This window comes from Corynebacterium sp. ED61 (genome assembly GCF_015233855.1).
GTDB lineage: Bacteria > Actinomycetota > Actinomycetes > Mycobacteriales > Mycobacteriaceae > Corynebacterium > Corynebacterium dentalis.
Genome location: NZ_JADGIT010000004.1, coordinates 251624 through 270079, shown reverse-complemented (window position 1 = coordinate 270079; position 18456 = coordinate 251624). Strand labels below are relative to the sequence as shown.

At 60.4% G+C, this 18456-nt stretch carries 17 protein-coding genes; 5 read left to right on the top strand and 12 right to left on the bottom strand.

Features of this window, described 5'->3' with window-relative positions:
* Positions 1-322: 322 nt before the first annotated feature.
* Complete coding sequence (gene mshD / locus IM764_RS06660; protein WP_194187348.1) at positions 323-1333, bottom strand: mycothiol synthase; 1011 nt, start codon at positions 1331-1333, stop codon at positions 323-325.
* A 3-nt stretch (positions 1334-1336) separates the two neighbouring features.
* Entirely contained in the window at positions 1337-2020 is a 684-nt protein-coding gene (locus IM764_RS06655) for a winged-helix domain-containing protein (RefSeq protein WP_099298065.1), read from the bottom strand.
* Positions 2021-2145: 125 nt separating this feature from the next.
* Here IM764_RS06655 and IM764_RS06650 point away from each other — a divergent pair, with 125 nt between their 5' ends.
* Positions 2146-2979: a DUF2993 domain-containing protein gene (locus tag IM764_RS06650; protein WP_099298066.1), complete on the top strand. Its 834-nt coding sequence runs from the start codon at positions 2146-2148 to the stop codon at positions 2977-2979.
* Positions 2980-3018: 39 nt separating this feature from the next.
* A complete protein-coding gene (locus IM764_RS06645; protein ID WP_099298272.1) occupies positions 3019-3663 on the top strand; it encodes an FABP family protein in 645 nt (214 codons plus the stop codon).
* A 46-nt stretch (positions 3664-3709) separates the two neighbouring features.
* Here the strand turns inward: IM764_RS06645 and IM764_RS06640 are convergent, their stop codons facing one another.
* Positions 3710-4603 carry an aminodeoxychorismate lyase gene (locus IM764_RS06640; RefSeq protein WP_194187347.1) on the bottom strand — a complete coding sequence of 298 codons (894 nt, stop codon included), beginning with the start codon at positions 4601-4603 and terminating at the stop codon, positions 3710-3712.
* A 79-nt stretch (positions 4604-4682) separates the two neighbouring features.
* Between IM764_RS06640 and IM764_RS06635 the strand changes: the two genes are divergently transcribed.
* Both IM764_RS06635 and IM764_RS06630 read left to right on the top strand, forming a co-directional pair.
* Positions 4683-5912: a folate-binding protein YgfZ gene (locus IM764_RS06635; protein WP_370551562.1), complete on the top strand. Its 1230-nt coding sequence runs from the start codon at positions 4683-4685 to the stop codon at positions 5910-5912.
* A gap of 202 nt (positions 5913-6114) precedes the next feature.
* Positions 6115-6297 carry a DUF3073 domain-containing protein gene (locus IM764_RS06630; RefSeq protein ID WP_099298069.1) on the top strand — a complete coding sequence of 61 codons (183 nt, stop codon included), beginning with the start codon at positions 6115-6117 and terminating at the stop codon, positions 6295-6297.
* A 126-nt stretch (positions 6298-6423) separates the two neighbouring features.
* On the opposite strand, the gene purM is transcribed toward IM764_RS06630, so the two are convergent.
* The 3 genes from purM to IM764_RS06615 all read right to left on the bottom strand — a co-directional run bounded on the left by purM (position 6424) and on the right by IM764_RS06615 (position 9634).
* Positions 6424-7494 carry a phosphoribosylformylglycinamidine cyclo-ligase gene (gene purM / locus IM764_RS06625; RefSeq protein ID WP_194187345.1) on the bottom strand — a complete coding sequence of 357 codons (1071 nt, stop codon included), beginning with the start codon at positions 7492-7494 and terminating at the stop codon, positions 6424-6426.
* 80 nt (positions 7495-7574) lie between these two features.
* Entirely contained in the window at positions 7575-9149 is a 1575-nt protein-coding gene (purF, locus tag IM764_RS06620) for an amidophosphoribosyltransferase (RefSeq protein ID WP_194187375.1), read from the bottom strand.
* Positions 9150-9247: 98 nt separating this feature from the next.
* Entirely contained in the window at positions 9248-9634 is a 387-nt protein-coding gene (locus tag IM764_RS06615) for a sterol carrier family protein (protein ID WP_099298072.1), read from the bottom strand.
* 131 nt (positions 9635-9765) lie between these two features.
* Between IM764_RS06615 and IM764_RS06610 the strand changes: the two genes are divergently transcribed.
* Entirely contained in the window at positions 9766-10770 is a 1005-nt protein-coding gene (locus IM764_RS06610; protein ID WP_099298073.1) for an acyl-CoA thioesterase, read from the top strand.
* 75 nt (positions 10771-10845) lie between these two features.
* On the opposite strand, the gene purL is transcribed toward IM764_RS06610, so the two are convergent.
* From purL to IM764_RS06580, 6 genes are all read right to left on the bottom strand, one after another.
* On the bottom strand, positions 10846-13422 hold the full coding sequence (purL, locus tag IM764_RS06605) for a phosphoribosylformylglycinamidine synthase subunit PurL (protein ID WP_194187344.1): 2577 nt from the start codon (positions 13420-13422) through the stop codon (positions 10846-10848).
* 24 nt (positions 13423-13446) lie between these two features.
* Positions 13447-14121, bottom strand: coding sequence for a phosphoribosylformylglycinamidine synthase subunit PurQ (purQ, locus tag IM764_RS06600; protein ID WP_099298075.1), 675 nt, complete (start codon positions 14119-14121; stop codon positions 13447-13449).
* Positions 14122-14364 carry a phosphoribosylformylglycinamidine synthase subunit PurS gene (purS, locus tag IM764_RS06595; protein WP_099298076.1) on the bottom strand — a complete coding sequence of 81 codons (243 nt, stop codon included), beginning with the start codon at positions 14362-14364 and terminating at the stop codon, positions 14122-14124.
* A gap of 120 nt (positions 14365-14484) precedes the next feature.
* The gene (locus tag IM764_RS06590) at positions 14485-15210 is read right to left on the bottom strand and encodes a DUF2334 domain-containing protein (RefSeq protein ID WP_194187343.1); all 726 of its coding nucleotides are present in this window, start codon (positions 15208-15210) and stop codon (positions 14485-14487) included.
* A gap of 91 nt (positions 15211-15301) precedes the next feature.
* The gene (locus IM764_RS06585) at positions 15302-17449 is read right to left on the bottom strand and encodes a S9 family peptidase (RefSeq protein ID WP_194187342.1); all 2148 of its coding nucleotides are present in this window, start codon (positions 17447-17449) and stop codon (positions 15302-15304) included.
* A 32-nt stretch (positions 17450-17481) separates the two neighbouring features.
* The gene (locus tag IM764_RS06580) at positions 17482-18375 is read right to left on the bottom strand and encodes a phosphoribosylaminoimidazolesuccinocarboxamide synthase (protein WP_099298079.1); all 894 of its coding nucleotides are present in this window, start codon (positions 18373-18375) and stop codon (positions 17482-17484) included.
* Between the last annotated feature and the right edge of the window lie 81 nt (positions 18376-18456).

Below are 18456 nucleotides of genomic sequence, written 5' to 3'. Positions count from 1 at the left end.
GATTGCACATTCTGGTTTCTCCCGAAGCCCAGTCACTTTGAGCCTCTCCGAAGAATTTTCCTATTGAACGCACAGTCGCCTATGCAACGTTTAAGAATCTAACGAGCCTGGATGGACTCAATTCGCACTGAGAATGAACGGAAGGTTAACAACCGTGATCTAGCTGGTCATGCGCCCGAAAATTCCTAAAAAGTTTCTTTCGAAGCACCCCCGCGCCCCCACCAACATTCCCATCGAAATTCCCCACTTTGCCCATTTGTTAACCCTGCATTTACCAAATGTGGCCGATTATGAAGAAATTCTCAGGAACGCAGCCCACTATCTACTCACGCTTTTCGCCTCGATAGACCACATCAGTCTGTACCACTTCAAAGCCCAAGTGCTGATAGGTAGCCACAGCAGGTGCGTTATCGCCTTCAACATAGAGTTCGACTAGCCCCGCGCCTTGCTCCAGCAAATACCCAATTCCCACCAGCGTGATGGCTCCACCCAGCCCACGACCGCGAGCCTCGTCCGCCAAACACACCACATATACTTCCCCAGCGCGCTTCCCCTCCGGCTTCTCCATCTGGTCCACGGGAATCTTCGTCCAGTGGAAACCAAGGCACCGCGGCTCCTCAGACACCGGGTCCTCGGCCCACAACATCCATACACCGGCAGGCTCAAACCACGCGGTATTCCGCGCCTCTACCAGCCGCTCGAGATCCCAGCCGCCTTGTTCTGGGTGCCACGCAAAAGCCTCATTATTAACGCGCACCCACTCTTGATCCACCAGCTCTTCACCGTACTTATCTATGGCAGCAACATAGTTGAGAATCTTTACGTCCTGGCCGGCAATGCGCTCCCGCGCCTCCTCCGCACCGCGCTCCAATTCCTCACGTCGTGACGAACCCGGTTCGCAGCTCACCGCCATCTTCAACAGCTCGCGCGTGCGCCGTCCCCCCACGGACTCCACGAGCTTCTGCGCCGCCGAACTATCTCCATGAGCCCACACCTCCAGCGCGCCCTCCAGCTGGAAATCAGTGATGGCTCGATCCAGAAGTTCGCGTCCCACGCCGCAATGGCGTCGGGAAGGAGAAACGGCCATCTCCACGGTGGAGGAAGGATCCAGACCCAACACCCCAACCACGACGTCCTTACTCTCCCCCGTGGACTCCACCGCAACGATATGACGGTGGCCCTGATCCTCCACAATACCGCGGACAAAAGCCTCACTGAACGCCGCGACGCCATCGTGCTGGCACACCTCCTCCAGCAGCTGATCGATCTTTTCGACGAGCTCAGGATGCTCAGAGAGGTCTCGGAACTTTCGGAACGTCACATTGTTCGGCATGTCCTACTCCAATTCTTCTGGATCTATTGCCTTATAACCCACATTGCGAACCGTCAGGATCACGCCCTCGTACTCACGGCCCAACTTCGCCCGCAAGCGCCTGACATGCACATCAACGGTGCGCGCACCACCGAAGTAGTCATAGCCCCACACGTCCTGCAACAACTGCTCACGGCTGTACACCCGACCAGCGTTTTTCACGAGGAAGTGCAGGAGCTCAAACTCCTTGTACGTCAGATCCAATGGCTTGCTACCCAGCCGCGCCACATACGTCATTTCGTCGACCACCAGCCGGCCAATGGCCACCACCTGAGAATCCTCGGCGGTCTCCACCGGCACAGGACGGCGAGTCAACAACAGACGAAGACGAGCGTCGATCTCCACGGGCGAGGCAGAAGGCAACAGAAAATCATCCACAGCCCACGACCCATCCAGCGCGATCAACGACGTCTCCGCAATCGCCGCGACCACCGGCAAATCTTGATGCGCGGCAGCCACAGCCCGGCAGAAATCACGAGCAGCCAACAGATTGTTGCCAGTGACATCAATCACCACCACATCGCTGCCCTCGAGCTGCCGGATCGAAGCTGATTTTGCGGGCACCAGCTGTAACTCATGACTGAGCAGAGGGAGGGAAGACAGCACGTCGGAGGCGTCGGAAGCGTCAGTAACAACCGCTACTTTCACGTCACATCAATCCTCACTGGCCCGCCTTGGGGGTAATAGTTACGCATGCCCGGGAGACAATCCGAGCATGCCTATGAGCGCAACAATACCCGTCCATAACCTTACTTGAGGTAAAAATTAGATTGATGAGCGCGTCAAGCAAACGGAAACGAGTCCTCTCGCGCATCGCGATTGGATTGGTCATCACCTCTTTCCTCGCGGTGTTGGCCGACAGTCTCGTGGCAGCCCGTACCGAACACGGGGTCTCCCAAACGCTGTACGAAGCGAGTAATCTGCCCACCCCTCCCGCGGTGGAGGTTGCTGGCTTCCCTTACGTCAGCGCCGCTTTTACCCACGAGCTCCCTTCCATCACCGTCACTGCCCAGGACGTGGATGTCCCCGGGTGGGGTTTGATGAGTGTGCAGTCCTCCGCACAGTACGTCACCGTCTCCGCTGAGGATGTGTTCAACGGCACCATCGAGGACTCCCCCTCCCGCAAGGTCTTTACTCGCCTGCAGCTTGATGGCGTGAGCATCGGCTCGCGCATGGGCATTGATGACCTGATGATCCAGAACCTAGAGGACATCTCCCCTCGCGGCGGCTGGGAAACCGAGGCCGTCTTCGAGGGAACACCGAAGGGATTCGCGCAACCCGTCACCGTGGAGATGAAGCTTCGTGTGCGGGAGGGCCGGGTACGATTGTCGCCGGAATCGATCGTGAAGGCGCCAAAGGCGAAAGATAGTTCCGACGCCAGGGTTGCCGAGGATCACCTTCCCGCCATCACCAAGCAAGAGATTCTTGATGCATTCCAGTTGGACGTTGGGGCAGAATCGCTTCCTCTAAAAGGCCAGCCCATCAGGGTCTATGTGGCCGGTGGCAGTGTCTTCATCGAGTCCGAGCAGTTTTACACCTCGGTGAGCATTGAAGATCTCATGCCGTACACGCGTCCGTTGCCCGAGGAAGAAGAGCCGGGACTCTAGAGACCTTTGGTGGGAGTGCCGCGCGGTACAGTGAATGGCATGACTGACAACAGCCAAAACAACCCCGGCCCTGTCAACCCCAACGAGGCAATCGCTCAAGCCGAGGAAAGCGCGAAGAACACCAGCAGTAGGAACCTTCCGGATTTCAATGATCTGCCGATCCCGGAAGACACTGCCAACCTACGCCTTGGCCCCAATCTGCACGATGGCCTGCTGGCCCTGCTACCGCTGATTGGTGTGTGGCGTGGACAGGGGCAGGCCGCCCAGCCCGGCGAAGAGGAGTTCACCTTTGGCCAGCAGGTAGTCTTCGCCCACGATGGCGAGAACCGCATCCGTTATGAGTCCCGCTCCTGGCGCATGGACGATGACGGCCAGCCGCTGGATACGCCAGACCGCCGCGAGTCCGGTTGGTTGCGCATAGGTGAGGACGACAACATCGAGATGACCGTGGCTCACTCCGATGGAATCGTGGAGATCCTCTACGGCAAGCCATTGACCGAGCGCGCGTGGCAGCTGGAAAGCGCGTCCACCATGGTTACCGAGACGGGTCCTGCGGACTTGGGTCCCGGCAAGCGGCTGTACGGTCTGATGCCGAACAACGACCTCGGTTGGGTGGATGAGCGCCTCGTCAACGGTGAGATGACTCCGTGGATGTCCGCACAGCTGCAGCGCGTGGTGGGCTAGTTTCCGGAGAGCTAGGCCTAGCTGTTCCTTTTACTCTCACTGAGGTCTAACTGGTGACAGCTTCCCACATCATCTGCTGGATTTCTTCAGCGTTGTCCGGGTTGCCCAGAACCACGCCGTCGATCTCCTTGACCCGGGCAAAGGCCCGAACGGAGGAGACCAGCCATACGCAGTCGGCCGTGTGCAGGTCGCTAGGCTGCATCGAACGATACCCCACGTCCCATCCCCGGTGCTCTGCCAGACGGAATAGTGCAGCTTGGCTAGTGCCGGGAAGCACTCCCGCCTCTATCGGCGGGGTGACGAGGGTGCGTCCGAACACAGCAATGATGCTGGAGGTGGGTCCTTCAAGGACCTGCCCTTCGTCGGACACGAAGATCACATCGTCGAACTCGCGGGCCTTGGCGTAGCGCAGTGCCGCCATGTTGGCCGCGTAGGACAGCGTTTTCGCACCAATGAGCGCCCACGGTGAGCGCTCCGAGAGGTCGATGCGGAATCCTCGTTCCGCAGTCATCACTGTCACACCTTCGGCGCGCGCCCGCTCGATCTCGCTGCCGATTGGGCTGACGGTGATCCAGCCCGTAGCAGCACCCGTAGACTCCCGGCCTCGGGAGTATACCCAGCGCAATGCGGCTTCTGGCGCGCCCACAGTGTCCTGAAAGTGTGCAACCGCCAGCTCGGTGGCCTGCGCCCACCGCTGCATATCGGGGATATCCAGCTCCAGCATTGCTGCGCTGGATAAGAAGCGCGCTCGGTGCCGTTCCATGTTGTGCACCACCCCGTCGCGCAACATCATGGTTTCAAACACACCGTCGCCGCGGATCGCCGCGAGGTCGTCAGCGAAAACCAGTGGCGCTTCTGCATCCCAAAGCTGCGGGCTCTCTGCGCCCAGTACATCGACGATGGTCTGTCGCGATTGCTGGCTGGCTGTTGCTTGGCTCATGACTCCTCACTCTAGTGGGTTATGTCTTATCCCCCACCTGCCCTATACCTCATTCACCCCAGCTGGTAACAATGGAGATGTGGAAAACGTCACTTCTGCCCACACATCTTCTCCAAACGAAGGCGCTGATGCAGTCGCCTCCGTGTCTCCCGCCGTGGACAACGGCTCTCCCAGCCCTCTGTTGTCCCATGTGCCCGGTGCCAGCAATGAGGCCGATGGGCGCACGCTCAATGTCGCGTGGCATTACGGGAAACCTCTGGTAGAGCAGTCCCGTATCACCTCATCCAAGCCCGGTCTGGTGGATCGCTGGGATCGCGTTGCCATTCTGATCAGCGGCGAGGAAGCCGCCAAGTGGCTCAATACCTTGATCTCGCAGAAGGTCAATGCGATCCGGCCTGGTCAGGCCACATGGGGTTTGAACTTGGATATCCAGGGCAGGATCTTGCAGAACTTTGGCATTGCCTGTTTGGACGATTCGAGCCTGTTGCTGGACGTCCCCGGCGAGCAGGCCGATGCCCTCGAGGATCACCTCACCAAGATGATTTTCTGGTCCCAGGTGACCGTGCAGCGCTTGGAGCTGGCTCAGCTGACCGTTTTGGGTGAAGATTTCAGCGCCGTGGGGCTCTCCGGATCCGATCAAGCCCGTGGAGACGCGATGGAAAGCTACCGAACCAGGATGCTGGGAGATCTCCCCGTCACCGATTATTGGGTGCCTCGCGATCAGTTGCTGCAGCGTTGGGATGAGCTCACGCAGCGCGCCCAACCTGCTGGTTTGATGGCCTACACTGCACTTCGGGTGCAGGCTCGCGAACCAGAGGTCGGCTTCGATACCGACGAAAAGACGATCCCCCACGAGGTCCCCGCCTTCATCGGAACCGACATCTCCGGCGCCACCCAGCGCGAAGATATCAATGCCGGCCCCACCGCAGTTGCTGTCCACTTGAACAAGGGATGCTACCGCGGTCAGGAAACTGTTTCCCGCGTGCACAATCTGGGCCGCTCCCCACGCGTGTTGGTGTTGCTGCACCTTGATGGCTCCAAGGGTTCTTTGCCGGACGTGGGCGCGAGCGTGCAGGCCGGTGGCAAGGTTGTGGGTCGTGTGGGCACCAGTGTGCACGACGCAGACTTCGGCCCCATTGCGCTGGGGCTTATCAAACGCTCAGTGCTGGATAAGTTAGCGAAGGATCCCTCCTCCGTTCCTCCTCTGACCGTTGACGGGGTGGATACAGCAGTGGATCCTGAAGACATCCGAATCGATGATTCTGCACGTCCTGGGCGCCAAGCCATCACCGCCTTGCGCAAAAATTAATTAAGGTCCCGCTAGCTGCTTATTTTCGCTGGTCAACCCCACGTACCCCAGCTACTGCTGGAGTACGTGCGGTGCTTAAGTCTGCCCACGTTTCGGAAAACTGAGACCGTACCCGCTATGGTGTACAACAGGAAGAAGCTCATAACAGTTTGTGGATGGTCGCTCCCCGCGCCATCCCAAGGAAACGCAAGGGGGTCAGGCCATGGGTCGCGGCCGTGCCAAAGCTAAGCAAGCTAAGGTTGCCCGTCAGCTGAAGTACAACACTCCAGAAATGGATCTGGAGAGGCTCCAACGAGAGCTCTCTGGTGATTCGGATCGGGGTGACCAGTCTTTTGATTCCGTAGAGGAAGATGAAGAGTGGGACGAATGGAACACCAGCAACTGACGCACCTGCTCGCGCTGTAATTAATTACAGCGAAGCTCCCACCCTGAACCACGCGGATTAAATTCCACGGTTTTCACGGCGGGAGCTTTTTCGTGCCCGATTCCTGCAGGCACGAATCCTTTTCCGCTAGGCGCGCTTGTACTCGCCGTTCAGTACCGCACCTTCGGCGCCGTCTTCAGCTGGGCGAACTTCGCCCAAGCGCCACGCATCGATGTGGCGGGCAGTCAGCATAGCCAATGCGCGCTCGGCATCGTCTTCGGCAACTACCGCCACCATTCCCACGCCCATGTTGAACGTCTTTTCCATCTCTTCCTGGTTAACCTGACCCAGGCGAGCGATGGTGCGGAACACGGGCGCAGGAGTCCAGGTGCTGCGGGACATTTCTGCGGTCAGGCCGTCGGGGATCACACGAGCCAAGTTGGCTGCAAGTCCACCACCGGTGACATGCGCGTAGGTGTGCACTTCGCACTCGTTGGCCAGGTCCAGGCAGTCCTTGGCGTAGATACGGGTTGGCTCCAGCAGCTCTTCCCCGAGGGTGCGTCCAAAGTCCTGCACGAATCCATCGAGTGGAAGGTTGTGCATGTCCAGCAACACGTGGCGTGCCAAGGAGTAGCCGTTGGAGTGCAGGCCCGAAGAGGCCATAGCGATGACCACGTCACCTGGGCGAACCTTGTCTGGCCCCAAAATCTTGGTCTCTTCCACCACGCCGATGGCGGTGGCGGAGACATCGTATTCGCCTTCCTTCATCAGTCCAGGGTGCTCAGCAGTTTCGCCGCCCAGCAGTGCACATCCGGCATCCTCACAACCATCGGCAATGCCCTTGACGATGCTGGCGACGTGCTCTGGCACAACCTTGCCAATCGCGATGTAATCCTGCAGGAACAGCGGCTCAGCACCACACACCACGAGGTCATCCACGCACATGGCTACCAGGTCGCGGCCGATCGTATCGTGCTTGTCCATCGCCTGTGCGACAGCCAGCTTGGTGCCCACGCCGTCAGAAGCGGCAGCCAGCAGTGGCTTGTCATAATCTCCCAGTGCAAACAGACCGGCGAACCCGCCGAGCCCTCCGCGCACCTCGGGGCGAGTGGCCTTCTTGGCGAGTGGGGCAAACAGCTCCACTGCGCGGTCACCTGCCTCGATGCTCACGCCAGCGGATGCGTAAGAGGCGCCTTGCGAGTTCTGGTTTTCAGTCATGTCAGTCCGTGGTCCGTTACAAGTAGATGGTCTTTGTAATAAGGGTGATGGGCATGTGAGCAGGCCCGTTGGCTGGAGGGCTACTGCTCTACGAATTCTTCCAAGGGCTCTGCGTTTTCGCAGGATCCGTTCTGCCGCTGCATGGCCCGCACCAAACCCGTGTTGGGATTATTGGTGGGCATCCCCAGTGGGAAGTTGCCGTCGAAACACGCCGCGCACAACTCATCATAGGGCTGGCGGGAGGCTTCCACCATGGCTTCGGTGGAGACGTAGGCGAGGGAATCCGCGCCGATTTCCTCGCAGATCCGTGCCACCGGGGCATCTTGTTCCACCGTGTTGGCGATGAGTTCCTGTGGGGAGGCGAAATCGATGCCGTAAAAGCATGGCCACTTCACCGGCGGCGACGCAATGCGCACGTGCACTTCCGCTGCTCCCGCGTCTCGTAGCATCTTGACAAGCGCGCGTTGCGTGTTGCCACGGACGATCGAATCATCCACCACGATCAGCTTCTTGCCTTCAATAACGTGGCGCAGCGGGTTGAGCTTCAGGCGAATGCCCATCTGGCGGATAGTCTGCGAGGGCTGAATGAAGGTGCGTCCCACGTAAGCGTTCTTCACCAAGCCTTGAGCAAAGGGGATGCCAGAGCCCTGGGCGTAGCCCACCGCAGCGGGAGTGCCAGATTCCGGCACGGGGATAACCATGTCGCCATCCGCAGGTGCTTCCTCGGCCAGCTTGCGTCCGATCTCCACGCGGGTCGCGTTGACGGGCTGCCCCTTGATCACGGAATCCGGACGGGCGAGGTAGACGTACTCGAATACACAACCCTTAGGGCTGGCGGAGGCGAAACGACGGGACCGCACGCCGTCTGCGTTGACCACGATCAGCTCACCAGGCTCCACATCGCGAACGAACTTCGCGCCCACAATGTCCAGCGCGGATGTCTCCGAAGCGATGACCCAACCACCTTTGTCCAACTGACCCAAGGACAACGGACGAATGCCACGCGGATCGCGCAGCGCATAGAGGGACTCACCGTCGGTGAAAGTCAGACAGAATGCACCCTTCACGTGTGGGAACAGCTCCATCGCCGCTTCCTCCAGCGGGCGATCCTCCCGCGTGGAACTGGCCAGCAGGGAGCACATCACATCTGAATCCGAGGGGTTCGTCTTAGGATCAACAAGTCCCAAACGCGCGGCTTCTTCGGTGAGCTCGCGGTGATTGACCAAGTTGCCGTTGTGCCCCAAAGCCACGTCCACCCCATCCGGGCTCATGCGGAACATGGGCTGAGCATTCTCCCAACCAGCGCCGCCGGCAGTGGAATAGCGAGTATGACCGATAGCCACATGGCCCCGCAACGCATCTAAAGATTGCTCATCAAAGACCTGACTGACCAAGCCGAGATCTTTAAACACCAATACTTGGTCCCCATTGCCCACGGCAATACCTGCGGCCTCTTGACCGCGGTGCTGCAGAGCATAGAGACCGTAATAGGTGAGCTTTGAGACATCTTCCCCCGGAGCCCATACGCCAAAAACTCCACACTCTTCGCGTGGGCTGATTTCACCCAGGTCATCAAATGGAGAACTCTGGGTAGGGAGCGTGCTCACGCCGTGTCCATCCAAATGGCCATTGTCCTGCTCATTTGGGTAATTCATCTGGCGTGCTCGCAACGATTCCTGGCTGTTCGTGTTTGCCACACGTCACACACTACTAGTCCACCCAGACAATCCCAACCGCCATCTGCCCCAACGAGTCATCGAGCGAAACGAAACAGAGGAAGATACTCCTGCACCTCGTGGGCTCGAGTGCCAGACAGTTCAGTGTTGGCGACGGATAAAGAAACCTCACCCACCGCCAAACGCAACCACTCGCGCGGCTCGCACTCCACCACGTTGGGCGGGGTTCCGCGCCGGTGCTCCGGACCCGCAACACACTGCACAGCAGCGAAGGGCGGGACTCGCACCTCCACACTATGACCAGGTGCAATATCACCCAAGACCTGCACAGATAAGCGCACAGCCGCGGCCACAGAAGCACGCGGCGGCCGAGGTGCGTCCGGCTGCACAACCCACTCCAGGACCTCGTTCACAGCCTCGCGCGCAGCAGCGGACAACTCCGGCCCAGTCTTGCCTTTCTTCATTCCCCTAGGCTACTCAACGCGCAATTGTTCAACAGGCTAGGATGGATTGGTTATCTTGTGGACCACCCACGCAAGTCACAGCGAAAGGTCGGAAAGTGGCCGAAACAGCCCCTAACGAAAACCAGCAAGAAATGACCGCGGCTTACCAAACCGAACGCGCCGCAGACGTCACCTTGCGCTTCCTCGCAGCTCCCACCGACGTGCTCATGGCCGGCGCCAACGGCGTCCACGGCGGCCGCGTCCTGGAATGGATCGACAAGGCAGCCTACGCCTGTGCCGTGGGCTGGTCCCGCTCCTATTGCGTGACTGCCTACGTGGGCCACATCCACTTCAACCGCCCCATCCCCTCCGGCCACATGGTCGAGGTGCGAAGCCGCATCGCCTACACCGGCAACTCCTCGATGCACATCGTCAACGAGGTCTTCTCCGCCGATCCTCGCGAAGGCATCTTCACCCGCGCCTGCGACTGTCTGGTGATTTTCGTGGCAATGACCGAGGACCGCAAGCCGCAGACCGTGCCCAAGTACGTGCCGCAGACCGAAGAGGAAAAGCGCGTCGCCGATGCCGCCCTGTCCCGTGTGCAGCTGCGCAAGGCCATCGAAGAGGAAATGCTCAAGCAGACCTACACCAAGGATTCCACTGCCCCAGAGCTCACCAACCGATTCCTGGCCAAGCCAACGGACGTCAACTGGGGTGGCAACGTGCACGGCGGCACGGCCATGCAGTGGATTGACGAAGCAGCCACCGCCTGCACCATGCAGTGGAGCGGCGAACGCACCGTGGCCGTGTACGCCGGCGGTATTCGTTTCTACCGCCCGGTGCAGATCGGGGATCTCGTAGAGGTCGACGCCAGGATGATTCGCACGGACTCTCGCTCCATGTCCGTGATCATCCACCTGCGCGCGGGAGACCCCCGTGACGGCCGGGAAAACCTCCCCGTCGCCATCCACGCATCCTTCACCTACGTGGCCACGGATGTGGACGGCAATCCGCTGGAGGCACGCCAGTTTGTGCCAGAGACTAAGGAAGACAAGCGTTTGGAGCAGCACGCTGTCAAGCTGCGTGAACTGCGCTCTAAGTACCAGCCACGGCCGCTGGTGACGCCGATGCGGGATGATTACAAGATCACGGACTAGTTTCTTGCAATAAAAAAACGCCCCGCCTCAGCTTTCCAGCTGGGGCGGGGCGATTCTTACGCGGTCAAGCAGCTACTACACCGCGGAGTTGCTGCCCACCGCGTGGGAGAACAGCGCTGGCAGCGTGGAAGTCCACACGTCACGCAGCTCGGTCACGCTGATGGCCAGATCCAGTCCCGTGACCTTATCCTCGCCGCTCCCGGTGACGGCGCTTGCCTCGGCGGGTTGTCCCAAGTCCGTGTCCAGAGCGGCGCCCTGGCTCAGCGGCTGCTGTGGCATCGCCTCAGTGGACAGACGCATCATTGGCTCGCCTTGGAGGTCCTCTGCACCGGTGATGCCCAGCCACGTAGCAGTCAGCTCGACACCTGCCAGTGCACGCATGACCTCGCCGTAGTTCTCCGGAGCAACAGCCAACAGCACGCGGGACGCGGTCTCAGAGAACAGCGAGACGAAAGCCGCTTCTGCCGCGGTACGGCCGCCCGCAGCCTTCACGATCTCCTCGAGCTCAGCACGGCGCTCAGCGCTCATTGGCTCGCCCTCACCCTGGCCAGTCTCTTCAGCTACCAGCTCGTCCATGGCGGCAATAGCCTCCGCAGACTCGAGGTGTGCGCTGTAGTGCAGTCCCAGCAGCGGGTTCACAGTCAAGCCACGATCGGACTGAATAGCGAACTCTGCCAGTGCCTGAGACAAGCCACCTTCTGACAAGTCGTGCGCCGCAGCGATGCTGCCACGCAAGGAAGCGATGGTCTCACCCAATCGCTTCTCAAAGTCCAAGTCCACCTCGGGTGGCATACCTGCCAACTCGTTGTGGATAGCCTGCTGCCAGATGGATCCGCCCAGCTCATCCTTGGTCTCCGCACCGGCAAGAATCAGGTGGTAAGCCTGCTCATCGCTCTGCGCGAGCTTCTGCGGAATACGCGTGGAGACGTTGTCGATGGTGCCCAGAACGGCGATGACTGGCGTCGGCAAAATAGGAACATTGCCCGTCTGGTTGTAGAAGGACACATTGCCGCCCGTAACCGGAGTACCCAGCACGGCGCAGCCGTCGGCCAGCCCACGCACGGCCTGGCTGAACTGCCACATCACACCGGGATCCTCGGGGGAACCGAAGTTTAAGCAGTTGGACACAGCAGCCGGCGTAGCACCGGTAACAGACACGTTGCGGTAGGCCTCAGCCAGTGCCAGCTGTGCACCGCGACGCGGATCCAGGCGAGTGTAGCGACCGGACGCGTCCGTGGCCACAGCGATGCCGCGGCCCGTCTCCTCGTCGATGCGCAGCACGCCGGCATCCGCATCCTTGGCCAGGATCGTGTTGCCGCGCACATAGCGGTCATACTGCTCGGTGATGTACTCACGAGAGCACAACGCCGGGCTGCCCAGCATCTTCAGCCACTGATTGCGCAGCTCCATGACGGTATCCGGACGCTGCAGGCCTGGATCGCGCTGGATGGTGTCTTGGTCCGCAGGGCGGGCCACAGGACGTTCGTAGACGGGGCCTTCTTCGGCCATAGTGCGCGGTGGTGCGTCCACCACGACCTCGCCCTGGTGCTCAATGACCAGACGTTCGGTGTCCGAGACGTAGCCGATATCCGACGCAATCACGTCCCACTTCTCACACACAGCCATGAAAGCATCCACGTTGTCCGGGGTGACCACGGCCATCATGCGCTCTTGGGACTCGGAGCTGAGGATTTCCGCTGCGGTCATGTTGTCCGCGCGCAGGTGCACCTTGTCCAAGTCGATGTGCATGCCGCCATCGCCAGCTGCTGCCAGCTCGGAAGTTGCACAAGATAGGCCAGCTCCGCCGAGGTCCTGAATACCCACCACAACGCCAGCGTTGTAGAGCTCCAAGCAGCACTCGATGAGTACCTTCTCTGCGAACGGGTCGCCCACTTGCACGGCAGGAAGCTTGCGCTCTGCACCCTCCTCGAAGGAAGCGGAGCCCAGCACGGACACGCCGCCGATGCCGTCCAGACCAGTGCTGGATCCGAACAGGATCACGCGGTTGCCGGTACCGGAGGCAAAGGCCAGCTTGAGGTCATCGACCTTCAACGTGCCCACGCACAAGGCGTTGACCAGTGGGTTACCGGCGTAGGAAGCGTCAAAGACAGTCTCGCCACCGATGTTGGGCAAGCCCAGGGAGTTGCCGTAACCGCCCACTCCAGCCACCACGCCGGGCAGCACGCGCTGGGTATCGGGAGCATCCACAGCGCCGAAGCGCAGCTGATCCATCACGGCGACTGGGCGCGCGCCCATGGCCATGATGTCGCGGACGATGCCGCCCACGCCCGTGGCAGCGCCTTGGTATGGCTCCACGTAGGACGGGTGGTTGTGGGATTCGACCTTGAAGGTGACCGCGTGGCCGTCACCGATGTCAATCACGCCGGCGTTCTCGCCGATGCCCGCGAGCATCTTGGACTTCATTTCCTGCGTGGTGGTCTCACCGAAGTAGCGCAGGTGCACCTTGGAGGACTTGTAGGAGCAGTGCTCCGACCACATCACGGAGTACATGGCCAGCTCGGCATCCGTGGGGCGACGGCCGAGGATCTCGCAGATACGGCCGTACTCGTCATCCTTGAGTCCCAGTTCCAGATAAGGCTGCTGGGCAGTGGGGTTCTTCTGGGCATCAGCGACTGTGTCGTTGTGAACCATGAAAGTAGTGCTCCTTTATGCCTTTTAGGAAGAGACCAGGGAGGTCAGGACGGAGGTGAACAGGCCGAGCCCATCGGTGGAGGGTCCGGTCAGGTCATCAATTGCATGCTCTGGATGTGGCATCAGGCCCACAACGCGGCCGTTTTCGCTGCAGATGCCCGCGATGGAGTTGCGGGATCCGTTGTGGTTTTCCTGGTAGCGGAAGACAACGCGGCCTTCGCCTTCCAGGCGCTCGAGGGTTTCCGCGTCCGCTTGGAAGCGGCCTTCGCCGTGCTTGGTGGGGATGTGGATGCTGCCACCCTCGGCGATTCCACTAGTCCAGGCCGTGTTGGTGTTCTCCACGTCCAGGTAGATATCGCGACACACGAAGTGCAGGCCTTCGTTGCGAGTCACAGCGCCGGGAAGCAGACCAGCTTCCTGGACGATCTGAAAGCCGTTGCAGATGCCCAGAACAGGAATACCCTTGCGCGCGACCTCCGCTACGGACTGCATGGCCGGAGCGATGGATGCGATGGCTCCGGCGCGGAGGTAGTCGCCGTAGGAGAATCCACCGGGTACCACCACGGCGTCCACTTTCTTCAGATCAGCGTCTGCATGCCACAGCTCTACGGCTTCGGCGCCTGCGTAGCGCACTGCGCGGGAGGCATCAACATCATCGAGGGTGCCGGGGAAAGTAATTACGCCAATGCGTGCGCCCACTTAGGCTTCTCCTTCAATCTGCACGTCGTATTCTTCGATGACCGTGTTGGCCAGCAGGTTCGCCGCGACCTTCTCCAGGTCTTCGCGGCTCACCTCGCCGTCAACTACCAGTTCGAATCGCTTACCCTGGCGAACATCGGCGATGCCTTCCACACCGATGCGTCCCAGTGCGCGTACAACTGCCTGTCCCTGAGGGTCGAGGATTTCCTGCTTTGGCATGACATTTACGACGACACGTGCCATGGATTTTTTGCTCCCAGCTGTGAGGATAAGTCCACTTTGATGGTTAAATACTCGCCTATCCTAACACCCGTCGAGACAGGCTCCTCCCCCGCTGCTCACCCGCTGGTAACGGGCTGGTTATTAGGCCACCGCAACCCGGTGCTGGGCTACGTAATTGTTGTAGGGCTGCGGTTGGTAGCCCTGGTGGAGCAGGCGGTCGGCGATGCGCAGGAGATCCTTCGTGGTGTTGCCTTTGTCCGCCTTGTTGGCGTTGATGGACAACCGAATGTCTGCTCCGCGACGGGCCATGCGGTCTACCGCGGTGGAAACATTCCTGCGCCACCAGCGTGCAGCGCCAAATCCGTCACCGAAAGCCAGCACGCGCACGTGGTGGCGCTCTCCGGTGCGCAGGTCGCGAATTCCGTAGGCATCAGCCGCCGCGTCTAGGCCCTGGTTGCGGGCCGCGTCCATTGTTTCTTCCGACGCCATCCACTTGTTTGGGGCAAACACCTGTGGCTCCAGCCCCAGCGCAGACAGCTGCCTGCGGGCTGCGGTGATGCGCAATTGTGCTTCGTGCTTGCCCAGGCGGTGGAACTCTCCGTGCGTATCCGGCGCTCCGGCGCGGCTCAGTCCCATGCCACCCAGCAGGATTTCGTGCTTCTGCTCGCGGGACTCGTGGATGAATTCTAGTGCTGCTTCGTCTGCCTGCAGCTTCCATTCTGGTGCCTGCGCTGTCACCACGAGTCCCGCCTGAATCGCCAGCTCACGCAGTGCATCCCGCATCTCTTCTGCCGCGGGAACGGTATCGCGGTGGATGCCCGTCAGTGTCAGCATGAGTTGCGGGTGGTCGCTTGCGTGCCTCGTCATGGGTATTGACAGTGCACACCTCAAGTAAACGGCAGGTAACCGTTAGTTGTCTCCTGCCCTAGCCTGCGTTGAATTCTTCAGAACAAGCGGTCTAGCGCAGCAGCTCTGTGGCACCCATCCGGTCGAGTTCCCACGCGGTTTCGAACGCGGACTGTCGCCAGGCTTCGTAGCGCCCGCTGACTCCGCCGTGGCCGGAGGTCATGTCCGTCTTCAACAAGACATCGGCACCAGCCACTTCGCGTAGCTTCGCGGTCCACTTGGCGGGTTCCACGTAGAGCACGCGGGTGTCGTTGAGTCCGCATATGGCGAGAATCGGCGGGTAGGTGTTATCGGCTGAGATATTGTCATACGGAGCGTAGGAGGCCATGTAGTCATATACCTCCGGGTCCGCGTAAGGGTTTCCCCACTCGTCCCACTCGGTGACCGTCAACGGCAGTTCTGGCTTCAACATGGTGGTCAGCGGGTCCACAAACGGAACGATGGCCTCGATGCCCGCGAAACGATCGCCGGCTTCGTTGGCGATCGCGCCCATCAGGATGCCTCCGGCGGATCCGCCTTCAGCCACCATCTGCTGCGGCGTGGTCATGCCCTGCTCAATCAGATAGTCCGCCACGTCAATGAAGTCCGTGATGGTATTGCGCTTATGCAGCCCCTTACCTGTGTCATACCAGGCTCGGCCCATCTCTCCGCCGCCGCGGATGTGCGCAATGGCGTAAACCACCCCACGGTCCAGCATGGACAGTCGGAACAATGAGAAACCGGGATCCATGCTGGCCTCATAGGCGCCGTAGCCATAGAGCATCACTGGGTTGGTTTGGGTGAGATCCACGTCTGCGTGATGGATCAGGGAAACCGGCACGTCCACCCCATCGCGTGCCGTCACCCACAGCCGTTGTGCACGATATGAATCCGCATCAAACGGGGTGCCGTCCGGTGCGGGCAGCACTTCTTGCTGCTTGCGCAGCACCCGCTCGCCGGTCTCCAGTGAAATATCGAAGATCTGCGGCGGGTGGGTGAAGCTGGATAGGCCCACTCGCAGTACTGGCGAATCCCACTCCAGGTTGCCCATGGCGTTGACCCCCACTAGGTCCTCGGAGAACTCCACCTTCTCAAACTCGCCCAGCCCTTGGGCTGGCTCCAGTTTCATGTAGTACAGCGTCTCCACCGCGTTCTCGCGCACCTCCAGCAGCAGGTGATCGGAGAACACGTCCACGCCCTCCACACGCACGTCCTCGCGGTGCGGAACCAGCACGGTCAGCTCGTCCAATGAGGTGACCTCGCCCACCGGGGCGTAGCCTACGTCTGAATTGGCGCCGTTCTTGTTGTGCACGATGAGCCAGTAGTCAGCACCGTCGATCACCACGTGATCCGCGCCGTATTCCACCCCGCTCTCCCGAGGCAGCAGCATCGTCAGCTGCGCATCCTCGGCCTCCAAGTCCAAGAAGTGCACCTCGGAAGTGATCTTGGAACCGCTGAAAATCATCAGGTAGCGCTCGGATCGGGTGGTGCCCACGCCCGTCCAGAAGTGTTCGTCTTCCTCGCGGAAGATCAGCTCGTCCTCATCCACGGAGGTGCCCACGGTGTGCTTCCACACCTCGTGCGGGCGCCAGGCTTCATCCACACGCTGGTAGTACAGGGCATTGTTGCCCACCCAGGTAGCGCCGTAGGACACTCCGGCGATCTCATCCGGAAGTTCCTCTCCCGTATTCAGGTTCCGAATCTTCAGCAGGAAGCGCTCGTCGCCTTCGGTATCCACGGAGTAGGCCAACAAACTGCCATCGCGGGTCACGCTGGCGGCACCCAGGGAGAAAAAATCGTGGCCCTCTGCCTCGACGTTCGCATCGAAGTACACCTGCTCATCGTCAGCAGCGTATTCTTGGTGGATCTCTGGTGGCACCCAGGCGTTTGCGTCGAGAACAGGGATCCGGCACATCTGCCCGTAGGACTTGCCCTCCTGCGTCCGGGCGAAATACCAGTAGTTGCCGGAGCGCACGGGCAGGGACTTATCGGTCTCCTGGACGCGGGCCTTGACCTCGTTAAACACCGCATCTTCCAGCGGCTTAAGGTGGCTAGTGCGGGCTGCGGTGTACTCATTCTCCGCGTTCAAATACGCGCGAACGTCTGGGTTGTCCTTGTCCCGCAGCCACTCGTAATCATCGGCGAAATCGCGACCGTGGAAGCTGCGGGTAAAAGGAACCTTCGCGGCGACGGGTGCTGTGGGTGCAGAGTCTAAATCCATAACAGCCGATCGTAGCCCGTTGCTGGACAGCCTTACACGCAGCTCCCGATCCAATCGGAAAAGCGCAGGCCGGAGATCTTTTCATAGGCCTCGACATAGCGGGAGCGGGTAGCTTCCACCACGGAGCCGGGCAGTGGTGGCGGTGGGGTGCCCTCCTTGGGATCCCATCCGGACTTTGGTCCGGTGAGCCAATTGCGCACGTACTGCTTGTCAAAGCTCGGCTGGACCTTGCCCTCGGTGTAGCTATCGGCAGGCCAGTAGCGGGAGGAATCGGGAGTCAGAACCTCGTCTGCCAGCACCAGATTGCCTTCCTCATCCAGGCCGAATTCCAGCTTGGTATCGGCCAGAATCACGCCTCGCTCCTCGGTCAGCGCAGCGGCCTTGGAGTAAATGCGCAGCGTAGCCTCGCGCATCTCGTTGGCCCGATCCTCGCCGAGGGCGTCAACGACCTTGTCGAAGGAGACGTTCTCATCGTGGTCACCGATCTCCGCCTTGGTCGCCGGGGTGAAGATGGGTTCTGGGAGTTTCGACGCCTCGGTCAGGCCCTCCGGCAATTCAATGCCGCAGACAGTGCCGGACTCTTGGTACTCCTTCAGGCCGGATCCCGTGAGGTAGCCCCGAGCCACGCATTCAAAAGGCAGCATATCCAGCTTCTTGCAGACCATTGCGCGACCCAGCACGGAGGCAGGAATGCGCTCGTCATCTAGTTCGCCCACGAGGTGGTTGGGGAATTCGATCTCGTCGAAGAAGTAGGAACTCATGGCGGTGAGCACTCGTCCCTTGTCGGGGATCTCGGTCTCGAGCACGAAGTCATAGGCGCTGATGCGGTCTGTGACCACCATCAGCAGAGTGTCGTGATCGAGTTCGTAGATTTCGCGCACTTTACCTGCGGAAAGGTGCTCGTATATACAAAGTTCCGGACGCATGGGTAGCAAGTGTAGCCCTGTCCATGTCCAATGACTATTCGGGCACCCACAGTGCGGAAAATCCTGCCGAATGCGCACGAT

Bases quoted from the DNA above. Each gene is read 5' to 3' on its own strand.
- mshD (WP_194187348.1), bottom strand. From the start codon at position 1,333: ATGCCGAACAATGTGACGTTCCGAAAGTTCCGAGACCTCTCTGAGCAT.
- IM764_RS06650 (WP_099298066.1), top strand. From the start codon at position 2,146: ATGAGCGCGTCAAGCAAACGGAAACGAGTCCTCTCGCGCATCGCGATT.
- IM764_RS06645 (WP_099298272.1), top strand. From the start codon at position 3,019: ATGACTGACAACAGCCAAAACAACCCCGGCCCTGTCAACCCCAACGAG.
- IM764_RS06640 (WP_194187347.1), bottom strand. From the start codon at position 4,603: ATGAGCCAAGCAACAGCCAGCCAGCAATCGCGACAGACCATCGTCGAT.
- IM764_RS06630 (WP_099298069.1), top strand. From the start codon at position 6,115: ATGGGTCGCGGCCGTGCCAAAGCTAAGCAAGCTAAGGTTGCCCGTCAG.
- purM (WP_194187345.1), bottom strand. From the start codon at position 7,494: ATGACTGAAAACCAGAACTCGCAAGGCGCCTCTTACGCATCCGCTGGC.
- purF (WP_194187375.1), bottom strand. From the start codon at position 9,149: ATGAATTACCCAAATGAGCAGGACAATGGCCATTTGGATGGACACGGC.
- IM764_RS06615 (WP_099298072.1), bottom strand. From the start codon at position 9,634: ATGAAGAAAGGCAAGACTGGGCCGGAGTTGTCCGCTGCTGCGCGCGAG.
- IM764_RS06610 (WP_099298073.1), top strand. From the start codon at position 9,766: ATGACCGCGGCTTACCAAACCGAACGCGCCGCAGACGTCACCTTGCGC.
- purL (WP_194187344.1), bottom strand. From the start codon at position 13,422: ATGGTTCACAACGACACAGTCGCTGATGCCCAGAAGAACCCCACTGCC.
- purS (WP_099298076.1), bottom strand. From the start codon at position 14,364: ATGGCACGTGTCGTCGTAAATGTCATGCCAAAGCAGGAAATCCTCGAC.
- IM764_RS06590 (WP_194187343.1), bottom strand. From the start codon at position 15,210: ATGACGAGGCACGCAAGCGACCACCCGCAACTCATGCTGACACTGACG.
- IM764_RS06585 (WP_194187342.1), bottom strand. From the start codon at position 17,449: ATGGATTTAGACTCTGCACCCACAGCACCCGTCGCCGCGAAGGTTCCT.
- IM764_RS06580 (WP_099298079.1), bottom strand. From the start codon at position 18,375: ATGCGTCCGGAACTTTGTATATACGAGCACCTTTCCGCAGGTAAAGTG.